21 protein-coding genes, 2 tRNA genes, 1 other RNA gene and 1 pseudogene (1 of these 25 running past the window's edge) are annotated in these 22,930 nt (G+C 68.9%); 18 read left to right on the forward strand and 7 right to left on the reverse strand.

The features are described 5' to 3' along the window. Positions 1-14: 14 nt before the first annotated feature. From ACLBYD_RS06625 to ACLBYD_RS06690, 14 genes are all read left to right on the forward strand, one after another. Positions 15-902, forward strand: coding sequence for a mechanosensitive ion channel family protein (locus ACLBYD_RS06625; protein WP_447815827.1), 888 nt, complete (start codon positions 15-17; stop codon positions 900-902). Continuing rightward, entirely contained in the window at positions 899-1,405 is a 507-nt protein-coding gene (locus ACLBYD_RS06630) for a hypothetical protein (RefSeq protein ID WP_447815828.1), read from the forward strand. Before ACLBYD_RS06625 ends, ACLBYD_RS06630 begins: the two co-directional genes overlap by 4 nt. 55 nt (positions 1,406-1,460) lie before the next feature. After that, a complete protein-coding gene (gene ftsE / locus ACLBYD_RS06635; protein WP_006550350.1) occupies positions 1,461-2,150 on the forward strand; it encodes a cell division ATP-binding protein FtsE in 690 nt (229 codons plus the stop codon). Between the two features lie 49 nt (positions 2,151-2,199). Continuing rightward, positions 2,200-3,105 carry a permease-like cell division protein FtsX gene (gene ftsX / locus ACLBYD_RS06640; protein ID WP_120279813.1) on the forward strand — a complete coding sequence of 302 codons (906 nt, stop codon included), beginning with the start codon at positions 2,200-2,202 and terminating at the stop codon, positions 3,103-3,105. Between the two features lie 69 nt (positions 3,106-3,174). Beyond that, positions 3,175-3,651, forward strand: a complete 477-nt coding sequence (smpB, locus tag ACLBYD_RS06645) for an SsrA-binding protein SmpB (protein ID WP_024101458.1) — start codon at positions 3,175-3,177, stop codon at positions 3,649-3,651. Beyond that, positions 3,648-4,505, forward strand: a complete 858-nt coding sequence (locus ACLBYD_RS06650; protein WP_447815870.1) for an EamA family transporter — start codon at positions 3,648-3,650, stop codon at positions 4,503-4,505. The genes smpB and ACLBYD_RS06650 overlap by 4 nt, the downstream gene beginning before the upstream one ends. A gap of 128 nt (positions 4,506-4,633) precedes the next feature. After that, the gene (locus ACLBYD_RS06655) at positions 4,634-5,056 is read left to right on the forward strand and encodes a TIGR03667 family PPOX class F420-dependent oxidoreductase (protein ID WP_447815829.1); all 423 of its coding nucleotides are present in this window, start codon (positions 4,634-4,636) and stop codon (positions 5,054-5,056) included. Positions 5,057-5,170: 114 nt separating this feature from the next. Next, positions 5,171-5,539, forward strand: a transfer-messenger RNA (tmRNA) gene (gene ssrA, locus ACLBYD_RS06660). A 514-nt stretch (positions 5,540-6,053) separates the two neighbouring features. Further along, positions 6,054-7,682 (forward strand): phosphoglucomutase (alpha-D-glucose-1,6-bisphosphate-dependent), encoded by a 1,629-nt coding sequence (gene pgm, locus ACLBYD_RS06665; protein ID WP_447815830.1) that lies wholly within the window; start codon positions 6,054-6,056, stop codon positions 7,680-7,682. A gap of 60 nt (positions 7,683-7,742) precedes the next feature. After that, the gene (locus ACLBYD_RS06670) at positions 7,743-8,960 is read left to right on the forward strand and encodes an MFS transporter (RefSeq protein ID WP_447815831.1); all 1,218 of its coding nucleotides are present in this window, start codon (positions 7,743-7,745) and stop codon (positions 8,958-8,960) included. A 26-nt stretch (positions 8,961-8,986) separates the two neighbouring features. Continuing rightward, positions 8,987-9,478, forward strand: a complete 492-nt coding sequence (locus ACLBYD_RS06675) for a MauE/DoxX family redox-associated membrane protein (protein WP_447815832.1) — start codon at positions 8,987-8,989, stop codon at positions 9,476-9,478. Positions 9,479-9,519: 41 nt separating this feature from the next. Next, a complete protein-coding gene (locus ACLBYD_RS06680; protein ID WP_447815833.1) occupies positions 9,520-10,269 on the forward strand; it encodes a DsbA family protein in 750 nt (249 codons plus the stop codon). 146 nt (positions 10,270-10,415) lie between these two features. After that, positions 10,416-10,488 (forward strand) — tRNA-Ala (locus ACLBYD_RS06685). 73 nt (positions 10,489-10,561) lie between these two features. Next, positions 10,562-10,634, forward strand: a tRNA-Ala gene (locus ACLBYD_RS06690). A gap of 101 nt (positions 10,635-10,735) precedes the next feature. Here the strand turns inward: ACLBYD_RS06690 and ACLBYD_RS06695 are convergent. The 3 genes from ACLBYD_RS06695 to ACLBYD_RS06705 all read right to left on the reverse strand — a co-directional run bounded on the left by ACLBYD_RS06695 (position 10,736) and on the right by ACLBYD_RS06705 (position 14,504). Next, entirely contained in the window at positions 10,736-12,580 is a 1,845-nt protein-coding gene (locus ACLBYD_RS06695) for an SIP domain-containing protein (RefSeq protein WP_447815834.1), read from the reverse strand. A gap of 89 nt (positions 12,581-12,669) precedes the next feature. After that, positions 12,670-13,785 carry an AMP-binding protein gene (locus tag ACLBYD_RS06700; RefSeq protein WP_447815835.1) on the reverse strand — a complete coding sequence of 372 codons (1,116 nt, stop codon included), beginning with the start codon at positions 13,783-13,785 and terminating at the stop codon, positions 12,670-12,672. After that, positions 13,716-14,504, reverse strand: a complete 789-nt coding sequence (locus ACLBYD_RS06705) for an AMP-binding protein (RefSeq protein ID WP_447815836.1) — start codon at positions 14,502-14,504, stop codon at positions 13,716-13,718. The genes ACLBYD_RS06700 and ACLBYD_RS06705 overlap by 70 nt, the downstream gene beginning before the upstream one ends. On the opposite strand from ACLBYD_RS06705, the gene ACLBYD_RS06710 reads away from it, so the two are divergent. Then, on the forward strand, positions 14,410-15,687 hold the full coding sequence (locus ACLBYD_RS06710; RefSeq protein ID WP_447815837.1) for a LuxR C-terminal-related transcriptional regulator: 1,278 nt from the start codon (positions 14,410-14,412) through the stop codon (positions 15,685-15,687). The two genes, ACLBYD_RS06705 and ACLBYD_RS06710, sit on opposite strands and share 95 nt — an antisense overlap. 38 nt (positions 15,688-15,725) lie before the next feature. On the opposite strand, the gene ACLBYD_RS06715 is transcribed toward ACLBYD_RS06710, so the two are convergent. Further along, a complete protein-coding gene (locus ACLBYD_RS06715) occupies positions 15,726-17,510 on the reverse strand; it encodes a cutinase family protein (protein WP_447815838.1) in 1,785 nt (594 codons plus the stop codon). 333 nt (positions 17,511-17,843) lie between these two features. On the opposite strand from ACLBYD_RS06715, the gene ACLBYD_RS06720 reads away from it, so the two are divergent. From ACLBYD_RS06720 to ACLBYD_RS06730, 3 genes are all read left to right on the forward strand, one after another. After that, on the forward strand, positions 17,844-18,929 hold the full coding sequence (locus ACLBYD_RS06720) for an S-(hydroxymethyl)mycothiol dehydrogenase (protein ID WP_060654293.1): 1,086 nt from the start codon (positions 17,844-17,846) through the stop codon (positions 18,927-18,929). Beyond that, the gene (locus ACLBYD_RS06725) at positions 18,926-19,561 is read left to right on the forward strand and encodes an MBL fold metallo-hydrolase (RefSeq protein WP_041803406.1); all 636 of its coding nucleotides are present in this window, start codon (positions 18,926-18,928) and stop codon (positions 19,559-19,561) included. Before ACLBYD_RS06720 ends, ACLBYD_RS06725 begins: the two co-directional genes overlap by 4 nt. A gap of 56 nt (positions 19,562-19,617) precedes the next feature. Next, on the forward strand, positions 19,618-20,640 hold the full coding sequence (locus ACLBYD_RS06730; RefSeq protein WP_447815839.1) for a CobW family GTP-binding protein: 1,023 nt from the start codon (positions 19,618-19,620) through the stop codon (positions 20,638-20,640). A 102-nt stretch (positions 20,641-20,742) separates the two neighbouring features. Here ACLBYD_RS06730 and ACLBYD_RS06735 read toward each other — a convergent pair whose 3' ends face one another. The 3 genes and pseudogenes from ACLBYD_RS06735 to moaCB all read right to left on the reverse strand — a co-directional run. Beyond that, positions 20,743-22,164, reverse strand: coding sequence for a DEAD/DEAH box helicase (locus tag ACLBYD_RS06735; RefSeq protein WP_447815840.1), 1,422 nt, complete (start codon positions 22,162-22,164; stop codon positions 20,743-20,745). A 224-nt stretch (positions 22,165-22,388) separates the two neighbouring features. Further along, the gene (locus ACLBYD_RS06740) at positions 22,389-22,802 is read right to left on the reverse strand and encodes a molybdenum cofactor biosynthesis protein MoaE (protein ID WP_006550376.1); all 414 of its coding nucleotides are present in this window, start codon (positions 22,800-22,802) and stop codon (positions 22,389-22,391) included. Beyond that, a pseudogene (gene moaCB, locus ACLBYD_RS06745) lies at positions 22,795-22,930 on the reverse strand (bifunctional molybdenum cofactor biosynthesis protein MoaC/MoaB); it runs 874 nt beyond the window's last position. The gene ACLBYD_RS06740 and the pseudogene moaCB overlap by 8 nt, the downstream one beginning before the upstream one ends.

The raw sequence follows: 22,930 nt of genomic DNA on the forward strand, positions 1-22,930 counted from the left end.
CAGGAGAGGGGCCTGTGCCGTTTCTTCCCGGAGCTAGACTGCTCGACTGGTTGTCGACGAGCGGGCTGCTGATCGCACTCACGATTCTGGGTGCGGTTCTGATCGCCCGGTTCGTCTCCTGGATCGGCGGCCGCATCACGCGGCGCATCGACGAGCGCTACACGCAGTCCGACGACCTCGTGCGGTCCGAGGCGACGAAGCATCGCCATTCGGTCGCCCAGGTGGTCACGTGGATGGCGATCTCGTTCGTGTACATCGTCGCCACCCTGAAGGTGTTCGACTATCTCCAGCTGCCCATCGGCAGCCTGGTCGCGCCGGCGACCGTGCTCGGCGCGGCGCTCGGCTTCGGTGCCCAGCGCATCGTGCAGGACATCCTCGCGGGGTTCTTCATCATCACCGAACGGCAGTACGGCTTCGGTGACACCGTGCAGATCTCCGTGACCGGTGCGTCCGAGGACGCGATCGGCACCGTCGAGGACGTCACGTTGCGCGTCACCCGGGTGCGCAGCACGGCGGGCGAGGTCATCACCGTCCCCAACGGGCAGATCAACAAGGCCGTCAACCTGTCGAAGGACTGGGCGCGCGCCGTGGTGGACGTGCCGATCCCGGTGACCGCCGACATCGCCGACGTCACCGAGATCCTGCGCGAACTGGGTGTCGCCGCATACAAGGAACCCCGCCTGCGGGAGCTGTTGCTCGACGAACCGAGTGTGATGGGTGTCGAGAGCCTCGAAGTGGATCAGCTCAGCGTCCGCATGGTCGCGCGCACGCTGCCCGGCAAGCAGTTCCAGGTGGGCCGTCTGCTGCGTGCGCGGATCGCGCGAGCACTGCGTGAACAGGGCATCACCGTCACGCCCCAGCTCGACACCGCCAGCGTGGTCGATCGAGTGGAGGCACAGTGACACCGGGTGGAGGGACACCGGGTGGGGGCGCGGCGCCCGAGCCGGATCAGACGCACCGCAGGCGCATCCCGTCGCACCTGCTGGGCGGGCGGATCAGGACCACGACCTTCGCGTTGTGCACTCTGTGGCTCGCGCTGTGGGTGACCTATCTGTTCCTCAACCAGCCCGAGGACACGCCCGAGGCACCGTCGACTGCCGTGCTCATCTCCGAGACCCCGTACGTGCCGTACGTGCCGCCGGCGACCACGGTCCCGCAGGAGGGGTACGTGCCGGAGACCACCGACACGCCCTATCCGCCGACGACCTCGTCGCTCTACCCGCCCACGACGGCGACCGGTGTGCCGGGTTCGGAACAGGGGGTCGTGCCGCAGCAGGACGTGCCGACCACGGAGATTCCCACCACGACGAACAGGCAGTTCCCGTTCGATCTGCCGCGGATCCCCGGGTTGAACGACCAGCAGAACCCGACGGTGACCGAGGACACCGACGCCCCGCCGTCGTAGAGCGCCGACGAGCCGGGGCAATAGGTCACCGTCCGGTAACGGTTAGCATGTCCACGTGATCCGGCTGGAGAATGTGTCCAAGTCCTACAAGACGTCCACGCGTCCCGCACTCGAAGGGGTCTCGGTGCACGTCGAGAAGGGCGAGTTCGTCTTTCTCATCGGTCCCTCCGGATCCGGGAAGTCGACCTTCCTCCGGTTGCTCCTGCGTGAGGAGAAGCCCACCACCGGCGACATCCACGTGGCCGATTTCCACGTCAACCGGCTGCCGGCGCGGCGCGTGCCGAAGCTGCGCCAGAATCTCGGGTGCGTCTTCCAGGACTTCCGGTTGCTCCAGCGCAAGACGGTCGCCGAGAACATCTCGTTCGCTCTCGAGGTGATCGGCAAGCCGCGCGGGGTGATCGAACGGACGGTGCCGGAGGTTCTCGACCTGGTGGGACTGTCCGGCAAGGCCGACCGGCTGCCCGCCGAACTGTCCGGCGGCGAACAGCAGCGCGTCGCGATCGCGCGCGCGTTCGTCAACCGGCCGCTCGTGCTGATGGCCGACGAACCGACCGGCAACCTCGACCCCGAGACGAGCCAGGACATCATGCTGCTGCTCGAACGCATCAACCGCACGGGCACGACGGTGCTCATGGCGACCCACGACCACCACATCGTCGACTCGATGCGGCGGCGGGTCGTCGAACTCGATCTCGGACGCGTCGTGCGCGACGAGGCACGCGGCGTCTACGGCGTCGGTCGGTAGATCCGGTCACCCGAGCATCCCCACCAGGCAACCGAAGGATTCCCACCCGATGCGTGCCAGCTTCCTGTTCAGCGAGGTCACCACCGGCCTGCGCCGCAACCTCACCATGACCATCGCGATGATCCTCACCACGGCGATCTCCCTCGCGCTGTTCGGTGCGGGTCTGCTCGTGGTCCAGATGGCGGGCAAGACGGAACGGATCTTCCTCGACCGGGTCGAGGTGCAGGTGTTCCTGACCGAGGACATCTCCTCACTCGATCCGGAGTGCGAGCAGGATCTCTGCTCCGCTCTGCGCAGCGACCTCGAGGGCACCGACGACGTGGTGTCGGTCCAGTACCTGAGCCGCGACGACGCCGTCGCCGACGCCACCGAACGCGTCTTCGCCGATCAGCCCGAACTCGCCGAACTCGTGAGCGCCGACAGCTTCCCGGCCTCCTTCAAGATCAAGATGTCCGATCCGGATCGCTTCGCGGCGATCCAGGACGATTTCGGCACCAGACCCGGCGTCGACAGCGTGCTGAACCAGCAGGATCTCGTCGAGCGCCTGTTCGGCGTGCTCGGCGGCATCCGCAACGGTGCCTTCGCCATCGCCACGATCCAGGCGATCGCGGCCGTGCTGCTGATCGCCAACATGGTGCAGATCGCGGCCTTCACCCGCCGCACCGAGGTCGGCATCATGCGACTGGTCGGCGCCACCCGCTGGTACACGCAGCTGCCCTTCCTCCTCGAAGCGGTGATCGCCGCGATCGTCGGTGCCGCGCTCGCCATCGGCGGTCTGTTCGTCGCCAAGAGCATGTTCGTCGACGACATGCTCACCGAGGTCTACGACGCGAACATCGTCGCCCGCATCACCGACAGCGACATCCTTCTGGTCTCGCCGTTCCTGGTGCTCGTGGGTGTGGGAATGGCCGCTCTCACCTCGTATGTGACCTTGCGTCTGTACGTGCGTGAATAAGGTGTTGTGCGAGGTTCCTATGCTGGACGGTGTTCTGTTCGATCGATCGTGGACCGGAAAGGCCTGCACGTGAAGGAAAAGGGCCGGAAGGTCATCGCGACCAACCGGAAGGCGCGCCACAACTACACCATCCTCGACACCTACGAGGCGGGCATCGCCCTCGTCGGTACCGAGGTCAAGAGCCTGCGGGAGGGCAAGGCCTCCCTGGTCGACGCATTCGCGACCGTCGACGACGGCGAGGTGTGGCTGCGGGGTCTGCATATTCCGGAATACGGGCACGGCACGTGGACCAACCACGCTCCGCGCCGCACCCGCAAGCTGCTGCTGCACCGCCGGGAGATCGACGCGCTCGTCGGCAAGACCCGTGAGGGCAACCAGACCCTCGTGCCGCTGTCGATGTACTTCTCCGACGGCAAGGTCAAGGTCGAGCTCGCGCTCGCCAAGGGCAAGCAGGACTACGACAAGCGTCAGGATCTCGCACGCCGGACCGCCGAACGTGAGGTGACCCGCGAGCTCGGCCGGCGGGTGAAGGGCATGAGCCGCTGATTGCGGTCGCGCTCGCGCTGCTCGCGGCGGTCGGTTACGGCCTCAGCGATTTCGCCGGGGGCGCCGCTTCCCGACGCGCGAGCGCACTCGGCGTCGTCGCCGTCACCTACCCGGTCTCGCTCGTCGTGTCCCTGATCGCCGCGTCGATCGTCGGTGGCGACCTCACCGCGGCCTCCCTCGCGTGGGGTGCCGCGGCGGGCGTGGCCGGCGGCATCGCCGTCTGGTGGTTCTATCTCGCACTGGCGAACGGGCCGATGTCGGTCGTCTCGCCGGTCACCGCCGTCGTCGTGGCCGGGATCCCCGTGCTCGTCGGCATCGCGACGGGGGAGCGGCCCGGTCTGCTCGCCTATCTCGGCATCGTCGTCGCGGTGATCGCGGTGGGGCTGGTCAGTCGCGAATCCGACGAGACCGTCACCGGTGTCGGACACCCGCGCTTCACGTCGAGGATCGCGTGGTGGACGGTCGGATCGGGCATCGCCTTCGCGTTGTCGTTCGTCGGCCTCGGTCAGGTCGAGACCGGCACCGGACTGTGGCCGCTCGCAGCCTCCCGCGCGACCGCCACCCTCGTGGTCTGGCTCGTGATCGCCTTCTCGTGGCGCACCGTGGTGTGGCCGATCCGGCCGCTCCTGCCGATCCTGATCGGCATCGGCGCGATCGACGTGATCGCGAACGGTGCCCTGCTGTTCGCCTACCAGCACGGCCTGCTGTCGCTGGTGAGCGTGATCGCGGCGCTGTATCCGGCGGTGACGGTGCTGCTCGCCGTCATCGTGCTCGGTGAGCGCGTGAGCCGGGTGAAACTGCTCGGCCTGCTCGCAGCCGGGCTCGCCGTCGCACTCGTCAGCCTGCCCGGTTGATCCGTCCGGGATGGGGAAGAACACGAGGCACCGCGGTGTTGGACCCGGCATCGCGGAAAGCGCGCCGTCGGACGGGGCACCACGGGTAACGCCCGGCGGCGTCGGACTCGGAGAAAGCCGAGGATGCCATGACCGAAACCGTTCCTTCCACCCTCTCGATTCCCGATGCGGTCCAGAAGCGACTGACCGACGAATCCGTGATCTGGCTGACCACCGTCGACCGCCACGGCGGACCTGTCCCCACGCCCGTGTGGTTCCTGTGGGCCGATGAACGTTTCCTGCTCTTCTCGCAGCCCGGCACCGCCAAGCTCGCCAACATCACCGCCCGTCCACGGGTCGCCGTCAACCTCGAAGCCGACAGTGGCGGCGGGCATGTTGCGGTGTTCACCGGGACGGCCGCGGTCGCCGAGAGCGTCGACGACGACGAATGGCGGCGGTACGTCGACAAGTACGAAGCGGGTATGCGCTCGCTCGACTACAGCCCGGACGCCTTCCGGGCCGACTACTCCGTTCCGGTCCGGGTGACCCCGACCCGGTTCCGTGGCTGGTGAGCAGCGGTGTGAGCAGGCTCATGACCCGACCGCGAATCGTTTCCGGAAATGGGAATGACATCGGGCCCTCGGGTCGTTACAGTAGGTAGTCCTGCGAAGGTCGCAGGTGCGTACGGGGCTGAACGGTTTCGACTGCGTACGTTGAGCAAGGGGAAGCGTGTCGGTGCAGGCAAGAGACCACCGTAAGCGTCGCTGCAACCAATTAAGCGCCGAGTCCACTCAGCGCGAGTACGCCCTCGCTGCCTAAGCGAGCGCGTCTCTGTCAGCCCGGGTTTGCTCTCGACCCGGATCCTGGCATCGACTAGAGAGCTCTACCGTCCGGCTCGGTCGCGGAGTCGTACGGGACAACAAACAGCGACTGGGATCGTCATCTCGTCTTGTTCGCGAGAACGGGAGATCCGAGTAGAGACATAGCGAACTGCACACGGAGAAGCCCTCGCGAGGCGGCGGAGGACCCGGGTTCGATTCCCGGCAGCTCCACCATCGACCCGGGTAGGAGATCGACCATCGATCACCTACCCGGGTTTCGTTTTGTTCGGGTGAGCCTGATCGGCAGGCTCGGGAAACGGCAGTGCCCTGGAAACGGCAGTGCCCTGGAAACGGCAGTGCGCTGGAAACGGCAGTGCGCTGGAAACGGCAGTGCGCTGGAAACGGCAGTGCGCTGGAAACGGCAGTGCCCGCCGTCGAGACTCAAAGTGAGAGTGTTCTCGACGACGGGCACGGTCGCTGTCGGTCCCGGAGACGTCGGAGACGGCGCCGAAACAGCGAGAGCGAAACGAAGAAATGTCCTCCCCGGCATCGTCTTCATTTCGTTCACTGAAGTTAGCTCACCTAATTGTGAGGTACCAATACTACTTTCGAGTCAGAAACTTTGGTCCCACGACCGTGATGACCTTTTCGTCCGTTATCCGTATCGACGCGCGGATCGGGGTACTCATCCCGCGCGTGCCGCGGATCGGCGGCAAGATGAGAACACCACCATCGACGAGGAGAGCACATGGCGCACGAACGAGCGGGGCAGCCGGCCACCGCGGCGGATCTCGAAGATCTCGCACACCTTGTCACCGCCTACTACACCGTGCAACCGGATCCCGAGAACGCCTCGCAGCAGGTGGCTTTCGGCACGTCCGGTCATCGCGGCTCGAGCCTCGACGGTGCGTTCAACGAAGCCCACATCCTCGCGACCACCCAGGCGATCGTCGAATATCGCGCCCGGCAGGGCACTTCGGGCCCGCTGTTCCTCGGCCGCGACACGCACGCCCTGTCCGAACCGGCCTGGGCGAGCGCGCTCGAAGTGCTCGTCGCGAACGGCGTCGAGGTGGTCGTCGACTCCCGCGACCGTTACACCCCGACCCCGGCCGTCAGTCACGCGATCCTGCAGCACAATTCCGGCTCCGGTGCCCGCGCCGACGGGATCGTCGTCACCCCCTCGCACAATCCTCCGCGCGACGGTGGCTTCAAGTACAACCCCCCGTCGGGTGGTCCGGCCGACAGCGACGCGACGTCGGTCATCGCCGCTCGCGCCAACGAACTGCTCGCCGCCGGACTCGACGGGGTGAAGCGGGTGCCGCTCTCCTCGGCCCTCGCGTCCGCCGGACGACACGACTTCCTCGCCGCCTACATCGACGATCTGCCGAACATCGTCGATCTCGACGTCGTCCGCGCTGCGGGGGTACGGATCGGTGCCGACCCGATGGGCGGTGCGAGCGTCGACTACTGGGGTGAGATCGCCGAACGGCACGCCCTCGACCTCACCGTCGTCAATCCGCTCGTCGACGCCACCTGGCGGTTCATGACGCTCGACACCGACGGGAAGATCCGGATGGACTGCTCGTCGCCGAACGCCATGGCGTCGCTGATCGGCAACCGCGAGGCCTACGACCTCGCGACCGGCAACGACGCCGACGCCGACCGGCACGGCATCGTCACCCCCGACGCCGGTCTGCTCAACCCGAACCATTATCTCGCCGTCGCGATCGACTACCTGTTCCGCAACCGCCCCGGTTGGGCGGAGTCGAGCAAGGTGGGCAAGACGCTCGTGAGTTCGTCGATGATCGACCGGGTTGCCGCAGGCCTCGGCCGCGACCTGCTCGAGGTGCCGGTCGGCTTCAAATGGTTCGTCCCCGGCCTGAGCGACGGTTCGCTGGGCTTCGGCGGGGAGGAAAGCGCCGGTGCGTCCTTCCTCCGGCGCGACGGCTCGGTGTGGACCACCGACAAGGACGGCATCGTCCTCGCCCTGCTCGCGGCGGAGATCACCGCGGTGACGGAGAAGAGCCCGTCCCGCTACTACGCCGAACTCGTCGACCGGTACGGCGACCCCGCCTACGCGCGCGTCGACGCGCCGGCGACCCGCGAGCAGAAGGCGGTGCTGTCGAAGCTGTCGCCCGAGCAGGTCGGCGCCACCGAACTCGCCGGCGAACCGATCACCGCGACGCTCACTGCGGCTCCCGGCAACGGTGCCGCGATCGGTGGCCTGAAGGTCACCACCGAGAACGCGTGGTTCGCCGCCCGCCCGTCCGGAACCGAGGACGTCTACAAGATCTACGCCGAATCGTTCCGCGGCCCCGACCATCTCGCCGATGTCCAGCAGGCGGCACGCGAACTCGTCTCGTCCGTCCTGTCCTGAGCCCGCTCGCCCACCGCGCGACCGGGCGAGGTCGTGCGCCTCGCTAACATCGTGAACATCATGCGGACACGTGACGCGGCGTTGCCGCGGGAAATCTGGGTTCTGGTCGTCGCGAGTTTCGTGATCGCGCTCGGCTTCGGTCTCGTCGCTCCCGCGCTGCCCCAATTCGCGCGCAGCTTCGACGTCGGCGTGACGGCGGCGACGATCGTCGTGTCGTCGTTCGCCGCGATGCGACTGCTCTTCGCGCCCGCGAGCGGGTCGCTGGTGCAGAAGCTGGGGGAGCGGCCCGTCTACATCACGGGCCTGCTCATCGTCGCCCTGTCGACGGGCGCGTGCGCATTCGCGGCGAGCTACTGGCAGCTGCTCGTCTTCCGGGCCCTCGGCGGCATCGGGTCGACGATGTTCACGGTGTCGGCGCTCGGTCTGCTCGTGCGGATCGCGCCCCCGGACGCCCGCGGGCGTGTGTCCGGCCTGTACGCGACCAGCTTCCTCATGGGCAACATCCTCGGCCCGCTCTTCGGCGGTGCCCTGATCGGACTGGGGCTGCGCGCACCCTTCCTCATCTACGCCGTGGCGCTGCTCGTCGCGGCCTCGGTCGTGGGGATCAGCCTGCGTTCGTCGGAGCTCGCCCGTCCCGACAGCGGGGACGGCGTGCCCGTCATGCGCCTGCGCGACGCGCTGCGCTCGCCGGTCTACCGGGCGGCGCTGGGATCGAACTTCGCCAACGGCTGGGTGGTGTTCGGGGTCCGCGTGGCGATGGTGCCGCTGTTCGTCGTCGAGGCGCTCGACGAGGGTGAGGCGTTCGCGGGTGTCGCGCTGACCGCCTTCGCGGTGGGCAACGCTCTCGTCCTCATCAAGTCGGGCAAGCTGTCCGACCGGTTCGGGCGGCGACCCTTCGTCCTGGTCGGTCTATTGGTGTGCGGGGTCAGCACGATCGCGATGGGATTCACCGAGAGCGTCGTCTGGTTCCTCATCACGTCGTTCGTGGCGGGTATGGGGTCCGGGCTGTCGAATCCCTCGCAGCAGGCCGCCGTCGCCGACGTGGTGGGCAGCAAGGCCCGGGGAGGGCCGGTGCTCGCGACCTTCCAGATGGTCGCCGATGTCGGCGCGGTGATCGGTCCGGTCGCCGCCGGCTTCCTCGCGGACCGGTTGTCGTACTCGACGGCCTTCGCGGCCACGGGTGTGATCATGCTCGCGGCGACGCTGCCGTGGTTCGTCGTCGGACGCCCCCGGGTCGTCGAGCAGGCGACACCGGTGACCGACGACACGGCGCGGTGAGAAGACCGCCCGGTACTGTCGCCGGCATGAGGGTCGGTCTCGTCTCCACGCTTGCCCGATACGGTCTGGCGGCGGTGTGGCTCGTCTCCGGTTGGGTGAAGTTCTCGGATCCGACGCAGACCGTCGTGGCGGTACGGGCGTACCAGATTCTGTCCGCCGACTGGGTGCGGCCGTTCGCCGCCGTCTTCCCCGTTCTCGAACTGGCCCTGGGGTTGATCCTGCTCGTCGGTCTCGCGACGCGCTTCGCAGCGCTCGTCAGCGCCTTGGGGCTGGTCGCGCTCGTCGCCGCGATCGCCTCGGCGTGGGCGCGCGGCCTGTCGATCGATTGCGGCTGCTTCGGGGGAGGAGGTGTGGTCGAGGGCGTCGACGGCCGCGACTATGCGATCGAGATCGCCCGCGACGTCGGCTTCCTGGCGATGTCGATATGGCTGGTCGTCCGGCCGCGCACCTGGTTCGCGCTCGGTCCGGGTTCACGTGCTTCCCTCTCAGCGGCCCCTCAGCCGTCGATGGCAGAGTGAGATCGTCCTTCCCCATCGACGAGCAGTAGAGGGCAGCATCCGTGAGCGCGAAGAAGGTCTCATCCGGCAAGTACACACCGGAGCCGACGTCGAACAGGTTCACCTACATTCTCGGCGGCATCGCGATCCTGGTGATCGGTGCGCTCGTCGTCGGTGGTGTCCTGTGGTCGTCGGGTAGCGGCGATCCCCGCAGCGACGGTTACGGCTCCGTGCAGAACGCCGCGGTGGAGGTGTCGATCGAGGACGACGGCGCGATCCTGCTGGGTCGCCCCGACGCCCCGCGGACCGTCGACCTGTTCGAGGACCCGCTGTGCCCCTACTGCGCCGAACTCGAACACAAGCACTCGCAGGAGCTCGCCCAGGCGATCGACGACGGCCAGTTGGCGATCCGGTACCGGATGCTCGCCTTCCTCGACCGGGCGTCGAGCAGCGGCGACTACTCGACCCGCGCGGTGGCGGCGGCGCAGTGCGTCGCCGAGAGCGGGGACGCCCGCGCGTTCTCCGCATTCCACGACGCCCTGCTGTCGCCCGACAACCAGCCGGCCGAGGGTGGCGACGGTGACATCGACAACGCGGGTCTCGCGCAGATGGCGCGCGACGCGGGTGCCTCCGAGGACGTCGCGCAGTGCATCACCGACGGCGCCCGGATCGAACAGGCCTCGGCCGACGCGGAGGCGGGACGCCGTCTGCTCGCGACGACCGGAGCGGCCGGCACGCCGGCTGTCGTGTACGAGGGGACCGTCATCGACGCCCTCGGCAACGAGAACTGGGTGACCGAACTCGTCGGATAGACGGAGCGGTGGCGGGAGCCGCGCACGGTGCGTGCTCCCGCCACAGTCACGCCGTCTACCAGCCGATTTGTTGGCGTCGAGCGCGATGGTGTAGTTTTCTTTCAGCGCGAAGGGGTCAACCGGAGCGCGACGGTACAACCGAATACGGGGCTATGGCGCAGCTGGTAGCGCACCACACTGGCAGTGTGGGGGTCAGGGGTTCGAGTCCCCTTAGCTCCACAAGATCGCTACAGGCGAGAGTTCACGCTCTCGCCTGTAGTCTTCGGTGGCGGTCCCCGTCAGGGCCGTGCAAGGGGCTATGGCGCAGCTGGTAGCGCACCACACTGGCAGTGTGGGGGTCAGGGGTTCGAGTCCCCTTAGCTCCACCGTTCGGAAGACAGTCCTCGCGGGAGACTCCCTCGCAGCAGCTCTTCTCGTCGTTCTGCAGCGGCCCCGCGCGTCGCGAGGCCGCTGCATTCTCACGATCTCAGCCCGCCGAGCCGGTGGACGTGTACAGCGTCATGCCCCAACCCACCGTCGTGCGCTCGGGTTCCGCGAGGCCGGCCGCCTCGAACAGTGCCAGGTGGTCCTCGTGCGTACGACCACCGCCGCCGCTGAGCGCGAAGTCGACGAGATCGCCCTCGTAGTCGTGCTCACGGGCGATGTCGTCGAGCACATTGCCGAAGACGAGGATCCGGCCGCCCGGATTCAGTCCCGTCGCCGCCTGCTGCAGCACGTGCACGGCGTCGGCATCGGGCAGTTCGTTCAACCGGCCGGTCAGCAGCACCGCGTCGACCGGTTCGGGGCGGGCTTCGAGCATGCTGCCCGGCGTACAGGCGACGCGCTCGTGCTCGCCGTGGACGCGACGCAGGACCTCGATCTCCGACGGCGCGGCCACCACGGTCGCCCGTGCCGACGGATTCGCCGTGACGAGGGCGTGGGCATAGGAACCGGCTGCCTCACCGGAGACCACGATCGTCGTGACGTCGGAGGGTACCTTCGCCGCGAGGGCACCGGCGAAGTAGACGGCCATCTCGGCTTCCTGCTCGTACCGGTCCGTCAGGAGAGCGGTGTCGTCCGCGACGCGCTGCGCGAAGCTCTTCCCGAACCGCTGTGCGTCGTCCCCGCGGCCCGTGCGGACGGCGGCGAGGAGCGCGAGCATGCCCGCCAGTTCCCGCTGCGCGTGCACGCCGTCGAGTCGCAGTTCCTCGATGTGGTGGTCGTCCTCGAGTTCACGGCCGACGCCGGTGAGCCGGAACCGGCCTTCGCCGAGATCCTCGGCCACCCCCACAGCGACGAGATAACGGAGCAGTTTGCCCAGGCCGGTGCGGTCGGTCCCGGTCTTGGCCACGAGCTCGTCGAGGGTGCGCGGCGACGCGTCGAAGGCCGTCGCCAGTCCGATGGTCGCTGCGACCCGCAGCGCGAAACCCGGTGCGATCTCGGCCAATTCGTCGAAGCGGTCGCGTTCGTCCTCGGTCGCCTCGAAATCGGGCAGGGAGGCGTCGGCCTCCGACACCGCGACCTCCTGACGACGCCAGTAGCCGGTGACCTCCACCTGTTCCTTGGGCAGGCCCTTCTCGTTGCGCAGCCACCGCCGGATCGGGGTGAGCGTGAGGGCCTCACCGGCCACCCACGCGAAGACGGTGCCGTCCCACCACTCGGCGGTCCGGAGGGCATCGAACAACAGGGTGGTCGTGCCCGGTTCGGCGCCGTCGCGGCTCAGCCAGGTCAGCTCCACCCCGGCGGGAACGGGAAGATCCTGCCGATGCGAGTCGTCGGCGATCTCGACGAAGATCCGACCGCGGGCACCCGCCGGCCAGTTCTCGAGCCAGCGCCCGATGGCGGGCAGCGCCGTCTCGTCGCCCGCCACGAGCGTCCAGTCCACGCCCTGCGGGTGTCCGGCCGACGACTTCGGTCCGGCGATCTGGATCGTCTCACCGGGCTCCGCACGGTACGACCAGCTCGACGCGGGACCCACGCCGTGGCGCACGAAGTCCACGTCGATCTCGCCGGCGACCGGATCCCAGCGCCGGACGGTGTAGGTGCGCATGAGCAGCTTCGGATCGCGCGGCCAGTTCACCACGCCGTCGGCCTGGGTGGGGCCGAGGGCCTCGTCGAGTTCGGGGTGCTTGAACATCAGCTTGAACTCGTCGTCCACACCGTCGGACCGGAACGCCTCCACCGGGAATCCGTTCGACGCGACGTGCGCCTGCAACTGCTCACCCCCGAGGGTCACCCGCCGCATCCCGGGGCTCACGTCCGTCACGCGGAGCACCTTCAGGTACCGCGTGGTGATCGGGAAGACCTCGATGGGGCGAAGACTACGGGCCATGGGTGCGTTCTCCTCGGCAGGGGATCGTGGACGGCGGAACGACCGGTCTCTCCGGCCGCGCGGTGACCTGCGTTTAGGCGAACCTTACTTCAGACGGCATTCGTCTGCCGCGACCCGTCCTGGCCCGCGCGACGACCGTTCGCGTACATCTCGTCGACGAGACGGGCGTACCGGGCGAGTACGCGATCCCGGATCGGACGCCCGGTCGGGTCGAGATCGTCGGCCTCCGGCGGCGCGCTCACCGTGACGAAACGGCGGATGCGTTCCCACGGATCCGATCGGGCGTCGAGCTGTTCCAGCGCGGCCGCGACGACCGGTTCCGGCGCGGTGGTGAACACGAGGCCGACGCAGTACGGGCGCAGCTCCCCGGCCACGACGAGTTCGCTGCCCGGACACACCCGGCGCCAGCGGTCGGCGAGCGCGGTGGGGCCGACGTACTTTCCGGTGCTGGTCTTGAAGGTGTCCTTGCGGTGCCCTGTCACGACGACGAATCCGTCGGCGTCGATCTCGGCGAGATCGCCCGTGTGGAACCAGCCGTCGGCGTCGAGCACGGCGGCGGTCTCCGCGGGATCGTCGTGGTAACCGGTCATCACTCCTTGACTCCGGATGAGGAGTTCGCCGGTGTCGGCGATCCGGACCTCCGTGCCGCGCAGCGGTCGGCCGACCGTGCCGGGGCGGTGCGCGCCGAGCAGGTTCGCGCACGACGGTCCCGAGGTCTCCGTGATCCCGTAACACTCGAGCACCGGTACACCGAGCTGCTCGAACCGCCGGGCGACCGCCTCGGACAACCGCGCCGATCCGGAGATGACGAAGCGGAGCCGACCCCCGAGCTCGTCCCGTTCCAGCCGGGCGATCTTCTCGAGCACGTGCGGGACCGACCCCAGGAAGGTCGGCCGGACCGTCCGCAGATTCGCGGTGACCCGGTCGGCGCGACCGTCGACGGCGGTGCTCACACCCGTGTGCATGGCCATGAGCAGCAACGACCGGCCGAAGACGTGCGCGAGCGGCAACCACAACAGCTGACGGTCGGACGACGAGATCATGCCGGTCTGCGCGACGGCACGGGCACCGTAGGTCGTGCCCCGGTGGGTCAGGCACGCACCCTTGGTGCGGCCGTCCTCGCACGCCGTGTAGATCAGCGTGGCCTCGTCGTCCGGGGACAGCGCCGCGATCCGTCGCTCCACGACGCCGGGGTCCGTGCGCAACAGACGACGACCTTCGGCGGCGAGCTCGTCGAGTCCGTCGATGCCCAGGATGTCGGTGGCGGCGACCGGCCGGTCNCGGTGAGGACGGCGTGCGCACGCCGGATCTGCGACCGCACCTCGTCGTCGCGGGTCGCCGGGTAGATCGGGACGGTGGCACCGCCCGCGCACGCGATCGCGAGGTCGGCGACGACGGTCCGGTAACAGGTCGTCGCGCAGATCGCGACCCGCGATCCGGCTTCCACACCCCGGCCGATCAGCCCCGCGGCGAGGTCGAAGACCTCCCGTCGTACGTCCGTCCACGTCGAAGGACGCCACCGTTCACCGTCCGGGCGCAGGTAGGCGACGGAGTCGGGGGAGCGGGACACCCGGTCGAGCAGCAGACCCGGCACGGTCGCAGGGAACCCGTCGCGACCGTCGATCACGGTCGCGGTGCCCGTCGTCGAGCGGGGGTCCGCCACTGTTCGCAGCACCTCCCACGGACGAGGAATCGAAGTCGCCCCAGTGGTCGGAATGTTACCGCCGGCCGGCGTCCGAGGGGCCGAAGTGGCGCAGTACGCGATGCACGCGTCGGCAGGGGCCGGGGCTCCCCGGGAAGGCGCCGGTGGACGCCGATATCGTGGGCATGTGAGTCCCGCTGCCCGTCGCCCTGAGGTCCTGATCGCCGAGCTGCGCGACGTCCTCACCGGTCCGCTCGCGGAGATCGCGCAGCGATTCTCCACCTATGTCGACGACCTCGCTCCGCACAGTGCCCTGGTGATCTTCACGAGGGAATGCACCGGCCGGCCGCGGAAGGTGGCCGGCGACCCGTCGATCGTCGACCGGGTGACCATCGCCGAGCTGGATCGGGTGCGGAACGACCTCGCCGCGGGGGAGATCCGCCGCGGCAGCTTCCGTCTCGCCGGTCGCGATCGTGAGGTGTGCGCGATCCTCGACAGCACCGACACGCTCCTGGTGCTCGTGCCGCGCGGGGCCCGGGCCACCTCCGCGGCCCTCGATCTCGTGCGGGCGGCGTTCGGCGTGGTCGCGACCGGCATCCGGTTGCAGGTGCACACCGCCAGCCCGGCCTATCTCGCGGAATCGCGGGCCGCCTCCGCGGAGCGGGCCCGCACCGTCGCCGAGCTCACCGAATCCCATGCCGTGACCCTCGAGACGATCCTCGCGACCCTGCGGTCGAAGGATCTCGACGACACCCGTGCCCGGACCACGGCGCGGGAGACGGCGACCGAGGCCCTGATCGGCCTGCGATCGGCGGTGGACCTGCACCGCGAACTCGCGGAGGAGGCGCTGACCACCGCGTTCGCCCGACTCCACGGCGAGCTGCGCGATCTGGTGCGGCACCGTCCGCTCGACCTGCAGATGGTCGCTCCGCCGGTGGGTGGACGGGGACTGCCCGGCGAGGTCGCGCACGCGGCCCGCGCGATCGCCCGGGGCGCGGTGCTGGCGATGTCCGGTCAGACCGACGTGACGCGGGTGCGCGTCGCGTGGACCTGCGACGACTCGACCCTGCTGGTGGACGTGCGCGACGACGGCAACGGCGAGATCGACGTCGTCGAACTCGGGCGCCAGCTCCGCGACCGCGTCGAAACCCTCGGCGGTGGAATCGAATCCGAGTCGACCCCCGGCTGGGGCACACGAATCGCGGTGAGCTTCCCGCTCGACCTGCCGATCGCTGCGACGGACGGCCCCGCTCTCGATGCGCTCGCCGCGCTCGCGCCCCGGGAGATCGAGGTCCTCGAACATCTCGTGGCCGGACGGCGCAACCGCGTCATCGCCGAACGCCTCGGCGTGAGCGAGTCGACGGTGAAGTTCCACGTGGCCGGCGTACTACGAAAACTCGGCGTCAGCACTCGCGGTGAGGCCGCGGCTCTCGGTGCAGAGGCCGGGGTCCGCGCCGCGGGCTGACGCCGAGTTCTCGGTCGTCGATATCCCGTCGAGGACGGTCAGGCAGCCGGTGCCGGCGACGTGGTCGTCGTCGGGGCGACGGTCGTCGTGGGCGTTCCGGAGGAGGTGGTCGACCCGGCGCCCGTGGTGGTCTCGCCCGTGGCCGGAGTCGTGGTCTCCGACGGGGTGGGGACCGGAGTCGTGGTGGTCACAGGAGTGGGCGTGGCTGCCGGCACGCCCACTTCGGGTGCCGGCGGGGCCACCGGTGCAGCGGGGTCGCCTGCGGGAGCCGGGACACCGTCGACGGGGGTGGGCACGCTGCTGTCGGCGACCGTCGCATCGTCGGTCACGGTCGAGGACGGAGAGGTCTCCGGCGTGGTGGACGCCTCGGCGGTCTCGGCCTTCGCCGTCTCCTCGGCGATCATCAGCACCGCGGCCTGGTCGACCTTCTTCGGATCGACCTTCTTGCCCTCCTTGGCCTCGCGGGCCAGGTGCTCGAGCCAGGCGGCGGCGTACTCGACGGTGGACGTGCCCTTGCCGTCGATGTCGTCGTCCCAGTAGTCGAAATGGTGACCGTAGTGGTCGTCGTTCTCACGGTCGTAGCCGAAGGTCTGGTCGTACGGGTCGGCGAGCACCACCGCGAGGGTGTTCTCGTTGCTCCGGATGAACCCGACGACCTCCTTGACGATCTTCTCCGGCAGGTACGCGAGGTTCGACAGACGCTCCGCGGGGATGGGCGCCTCGGTGCCGTCCTCACTACCGGTGGCGCCGGAGTCGGCGTCGGCAGCCACAGGCGTGGTGGGGCGGGCGGCGGGATCGTAGCTCGGATCGGAGACCTTGATCAGCACCTCGAGGAAGGTCTCGTCCGACCGCATCCAGTCCGGATTCGCCGAGATGTCGGCGAGGGCGAGCAGCGCGACGCGGCCGACGACCTGGGCCAGGTCGGCGCCGGTCGCGGGGGTCAGCCCCTCACGTTCCAGGGCGTCGCCGTTGACCTGACGACCCACGTTCGCGAGCAGTTCGATCAGCGCGATGTTCTCGGGTGCCGAGCACGTGAAGTCGCCCTCGGAACAGAACGAGGCGACCTTGCCGGCGAGATGACCGAAACCACCGTTCGTGTCGGGGAGGACACCGCGTCCGGGAACGGCGTCGCTGCCCGGCTGGTAGGGGCGATCGAAGCCATCGGGGTTCGTGCCGTTCTCCGCGCCGGGGAAGAAGCCTTCTCCGGCCTCGCGGCCCGCGTCGGAGAGGATGACCACGCCGCTGACGGCACCGGGATCGATGATGTCCCAGGAACCGTCCTCGCCCTGCTCCTGCGCACCGATCTCCATCGCGGCGCGGCGCGCGACGTCGGCGCCCTCGCTGAAGCCGACGATGGCGAACTGGGTGTTCGGGCAGGACCGCCGGATGGCCTTCATGACCTCGATGGTGTTCTCGGCGCCCTTGTCCACAGCGTTCTCGTAGCTCGCGAGGTCGGCCGGGTACTCGATGTAGATGGCCGCGTAGCCGTCGCCGGCCTCGTGGTTCTCGAGCGGTGCGCTGATGACCGGCTCGACCCAGTGGCTGCTGTAGGCGCCCTGCTGGGCGGCGGGAAGGCGGTTGCCGTTCTCGTCGACGAGCATCTTCGACTCGTCGCGAGGGATGTCGCCGCGACCGCCGATGCCCAGGCTGACCATGTCGTGACATTCGGTGGTCTTCGCCAGGCCGGCGAGATACGGGTCGGCCACGGTGGGGGTGTCCTGTTGCGGAAGCACGATCGCGGCCGCTGCCACGACTCCGAGCGCGGTGGGGGCGAAGACGCCGGCGAGAATCCGCCGACGCGACAGCGACTTTCGAAGTGCCATGGGCCTCTACCAATCCGTTTCTGACCGAGGAATTGCCGGCCCGCCGAAGTGCGGCGGGTCGTAACGGATTTCGCGAAGGTCGCTCGCAGCGTTACACAGACACGGGTTTTCCGAGGTGGCGACGGAGAAATGCCGGCCCGCACGGCGAGTCGCAAAATCCAAGGGAAATGCGCCAATCGGACAATTCGAGTTCGCCGCTCCGCGACTGGCCGTTCGGCCGGGTCGGGCCCGCCGAACGATCAGGAGCAGAGCGCCGCGGGAGTGGCTAGGGTCGGAATCACCGGAAGTCGGAAACACCGGACACTGCCGGTCGCATCACGAAACGGAGACACCATGTCGCAAACAGTTCGCGGAGTCGTCGCTCGCTCGAAGGGAGCGCCCGTCGAGGTCGTGCCCATCGTGATCCCCGATCCCGGACCCGGTGAGGTCGTCGTCGCGATCGCCGCGTGCGGCGTGTGCCACACCGACCTGCACTACCGCGAGGGTGGCATCAACGACGAGTTCCCGTTCCTGCTCGGCCACGAGGCCGCCGGTGTCGTCGAGTCCGTCGGTGAGGGCGTCGACTCGGTCGCCGTCGGCGACTTCGTCGTCCTGAACTGGCGCGCGGTGTGCGGCCAGTGTCGCGCCTGCAAGCGTGGCCAGCCGCAGTACTGCTTCGACACCTTCAACGCCACGCAGAAGATGACGCTCGAGGACGGCACCGAGCTCTCCCCGGCGCTGGGCATCGGCGCCTTCGCCGACAAGACCCTCGTCCACGCCGGACAGTGCACCAAGGTCGACCCGAGCGCCGATCCGGCCGTCGTCGGCCTGCTCGGCTGCGGTGTCATGGCCGGTCTCGGTGCCGCCGTGAACACCGGCGGGGTCACCCGCGGCCAGTCCGTCGCCGTCATCGGCTGCGGCGGTGTCGGCGACGCCGCGATCATGGGTGCGCGCCTGGCGGGCGCCGGCACAATCATCGCCGTCGACCGCGACGACAAGAAGCTCGAGTGGGCCACCGACCTCGGTGCCACCCACACCGTCAACTCGACCTCGACCGACGCGGTCGAGGCCATCAAGGAGCTGACGGGCGGTTTCGGTGCCGATGTCGTCATCGAGGCCGTGGGCCGTCCGGAGACCTACAAGCAGGCCTTCTACGCGCGCGACCTCGCCGGGACCGTCGTCCTCGTCGGCGTGCCCACCCCGGACATGACGCTCGAGATGCCGCTGATCGATTTCTTCTCGCACGGCGGCTCGCTCAAGAGCTCGTGGTACGGCGACTGCCTGCCCGAGCGCGACTTCCCGACCTACGTCGACCTCTACCAGCAGGGACGCCTGCCGCTCGAGAAGTTCGTCACCGAGCGCATCGGCATCGACGACGTCGAGAAGGCGTTCGAGACGATGCACCGCGGTGAGGTTCTCCGTTCGGTGGTGGTCCTGTGAGCACCTCGCCGATCCGCGTCGACCGGGTCGTCACGTCGGGCACCTTCGCGCTCGACGGCGGCGAATGGGAGGTCGACAACAACATCTGGCTCGTCGGCGACGACTCCGAGGTGGTGGTGATCGACGCCGCGCACACCGCGCAGCCGATCATCGACGCCGTCGGTGGACGGAAGGTCGTGGCAATCGTGTGCACGCACGCGCACAACGACCACATCACCGTGGCGCCGGAGCTGTCCGAGAAGCTCGACGCGCCGATCCTGCTCAACCCGGCCGACGACGTGCTGTGGGAGATGACCCACCCGGGTGTCGCGCACGGCACGCTCGAGGACGGGGAGCGGATCAGCGTGGCCGGCACCGACATCCAGGCGATCGCCACGCCGGGTCACTCGCCGGGCTCGACCTGCCTGTACCTGCCGGAAGCGGGTGAGCTGTTCACCGGCGACACCCTGTTCTCCGGCGGACCGGGCGCGACGGGCCGCTCGTTCTCGGACTTCCCGACCATCATCGGGTCGATCCGCGACAAGCTGTTCGTCCTGCCCGCGGAGACGAAGGTGCACACCGGTCACGGCGACGGCACCACGATCGGCACCGAGTCGCCGCATCTCGAGGAGTGGATCAAGCGCGGCAGCTGATGCCGCCGGNGGTTGCCGCCGGAACCGCGCACGAGCGCCCCGCTAGTCTCACCATCATGGCGAAGAAGCAGATCCCGGTGATCGTGGTGGCCGGATTTCTCGGCGCGGGGAAGACGACGCTGCTCAACCACCTGCTGCGCAACACCCGGGGTGCGCGGATCGGTGTGATCGTCAACGACTTCGGTTCCGTCAACATCGATTCGATGATGGTGGCGGGGCAGGTCGACTCGATGGTCTCGCTGAGCAACGGATGTCTGTGCTGCGCAGTCGATGTCAGCGACATGGACGCGATGCTCGACAAGCTCGCCCACCGCTCGTCCGATCTCGACGTGATCGTCGTCGAGGCGAGCGGACTCGCCGAGCCCCGCAACATGATCCGGCTCGTCGCCGGTTCGGAGAACGAATACGTCTCCTACGGTGGCCTCGTGCTGGTCGTCGACGCGGTGGAGTTCGACGCGACCGCGGAGCAGCATCCCGAGCTCGAACAGCACGTGGCGCTCGCCGATCTGGTGCTGATCAACAAGACCGACCGGATCGACGGTGACGCCCACGACGATCTGCTGACCCGCCTGTGCCGGCTCAACTCCCGCGCCGCCGTCGTCTCGACCGACCACGGCCGCATCGACCCGGCGTTGCTGTTCGACATCCCGGAGCGGCCGGGTCCGCAGCCGGGGGAGCAGCTCACCCTCGACCGGTTGCTCTACGAGCAGGACGACCACGAGCACACCCATCTGCACGACGGCTACGACGCGATCACCTTCGAGTCCGCAGATGCACTGCACCCCCGCGTGCTGGTCGATTTCCTCGAGAACCAGCCCGCAGGGGTGTTCCGTATCAAGGGATACGTGCGAGTCGCTGCCGGCTTGGACACCGGCACCTATCTGTTGCACACCGTCGGCGACCACATCCGGTTCGAACCGGCGGGTCGCGGCGACGACGTGCCCGACGGGACGCAGCTCGTCGTCATCGGGGCCGATCTGGACTCCGACGACGTACGCGAGCGCCTACGCCGCTGTGTTCCGGCCGAACCGGTGTCCGCGGACGCGATGTACGCAATACACCGATTCACGCCCCGCTGAGGCGGAAGGCCGATTCATCCCGCTGAGGCGGAAGGCCGACTCACCCCCACTGAGGCGGAAGGCCGACTCACCCCCGCTGACGCGGGAGGCCGGCCCTTCGGCTCAGCGAGCGGCGGAGGTACGGCGCTGGGGACGACGACGGCCACCGGTGGCAGCTGCGGCTCCCTGACCGGTCGAACGCTGACCGCCGGCCGCGCGCTGCCCACCCGAGGAGCGCTGACCACCGGCGGAACGCTGTCCGCTCGACGAGGAACGCTGACCCGAACCGGAGCCCTGGCGGGGAGCCGACGAACGGCGGCTGCCGCCGTTGCGCTGCGGACGCGACGGCGCGGCAGCCTGCTTCGGTGCCGGCGCGACGTACGGCGCGATCTCGCCGACGAGCTTCAGCACGTGCTCGGAATCCGCCGTCACCTTGATGGGGGTGACGTCGATGGCGGCCTTGCGCATGATGGCCGCGAGATCCCTGCGCTGGTCGGGCAGGACGACGGTGACGACGTCGCCGGTGCTGCCGGCGCGGGCCGTGCGACCGGAGCGGTGCAGGTACGCCTTGTGCTCGGCCGGGGGATCGACGTGCACGACGAGTTCGACGTCGTCGACGTGGACACCACGTGCGGCGACGTCCGTCGCCACGAGCACCCGCGCCTCACCCGACGAGAACGCGGCGAGATTGCGGTCGCGGGCGTTCTGGGAGAGGTTGCCGTGCAGGTCCACCGCCGGGATGCCGGAGTCGGTGAGCTGCTTGGCGAGCTTGCGGGCCTGATGCTTGGTGCGCATGAACAGGATTCGGCGACCGGTTCCCGATGCGAGGGCGCGGACGAGGTCCTTCTTCGCATCCATGCCCGCGACGTCGAAGACGTGGTGGGTCATCGCGGCGACGGGGGAGGTGGCCTCGTCGACCGAGTGCATGACCGGGTTCTTCAGGAACCGCTTGACGAGCTTGTCGACGCCGTTGTCCAGGGTGGCCGAGAACAGCAGGCGCTGACCGTCTTTCGGTGTCGCCGTCAGGATGCGGGTGACGCCGGGCAGGAAGCCGAGGTCTGCCATGTGATCGGCCTCGTCGAGCACGGTGACCTCGATGTCGTCGAGCACCACGAACTTCTGGCGCATGAGGTCCTCGAGGCGGCCCGGGCAGGCGATGACGATGTCCACGCCGCGACGGAGGGCCTCGACCTGGCGCTTCTGCGACACGCCGCCGAAGATCGTGGTGACCTTCAGACCCGACGAATGCGCGAGCGGTTCGATGGCCGCGGCGATCTGGGTCGCCAGTTCGCGGGTGGGAGCCAGGATCAGGCCACGCGGACGGCCTGCCGCCCGGGTGCTCCTGCCGGCGAGGCGAGCTGCGAGCGGGATCGAGAAGGCCAGGGTCTTACCGCTACCCGTGCGTCCGCGTCCGAGCACGTCACGACCGGCGAGGGTGTCGGGGAGGGTGTCCACCTGGATGGGGAAGGGGCTGGTGATCCCGGCGTCGTTCAGCGTGGCGACGAGCGGGCGTGGCACCCCGAGATCGGAGAAAGATGTGGTCATGGAACAGCGCTGCCTTTCGATGCGGCGTGTGTGCACTCGACGGGCCGTGTGCCCGTGGTGCTGTGCGATCGCCGCAAGGAAGGCCGGTGCATCTGTGCGTACTGCATCTGTGCGTGCGGGCCGGGCACGATCCCGGGCCGCCGGTATCCCACGACGGTGGGCGTCGTCGTGACGCCCGAACCATGTCACCCTACCGCACGGGGTGCGTCAGTCCCCTGATGTGACTACAGACCCACCCACTCCGAGGCACCCTCGGTGAAGTGCTGACGCTTCCAGATCGGCACTTCGGCCTTGATGCGTTCGACCAGTTCGGCGCAGGTGGCGAAGGCTTCCGCGCGGTGTGGGGCGGCGACCGCCGCGACCAGCGCGAGATCGCCGATGGTGAGATCGCCCACTCGGTGCACCGCCGCGACCGGGAGCCCGGACTTCGCCGCGACGTCCTCGCAGCACCGCCGCAGGAACGCTTCGGCATCCGGATGTGCCTGGTACTGCAGCGCGGTCACCGACTGTCCACCGTCGTGATTGCGGACGACACCGGTGAAGAGCACCACCGCACCGTGTTCGGCGCCCGCCACCGCGGCGTCCACCGCTGCGGGATCGAGCGGTTCCGAGGAGATCCGGGCCAGTAGTTCACTCATGAGCGCCGCCTCCTGCGACTTGTGCCAACAGATGGTCGAGGATCGGGTCGAGGGCGGCGAGACCGTCCTTCACCCCGCCGGGCGAGCCGGGCAGGTTCACGACGACCGTGTGGCCGACGAGACCGGCG

Source organism: Rhodococcus sp. C26F, assembly GCF_053345925.1.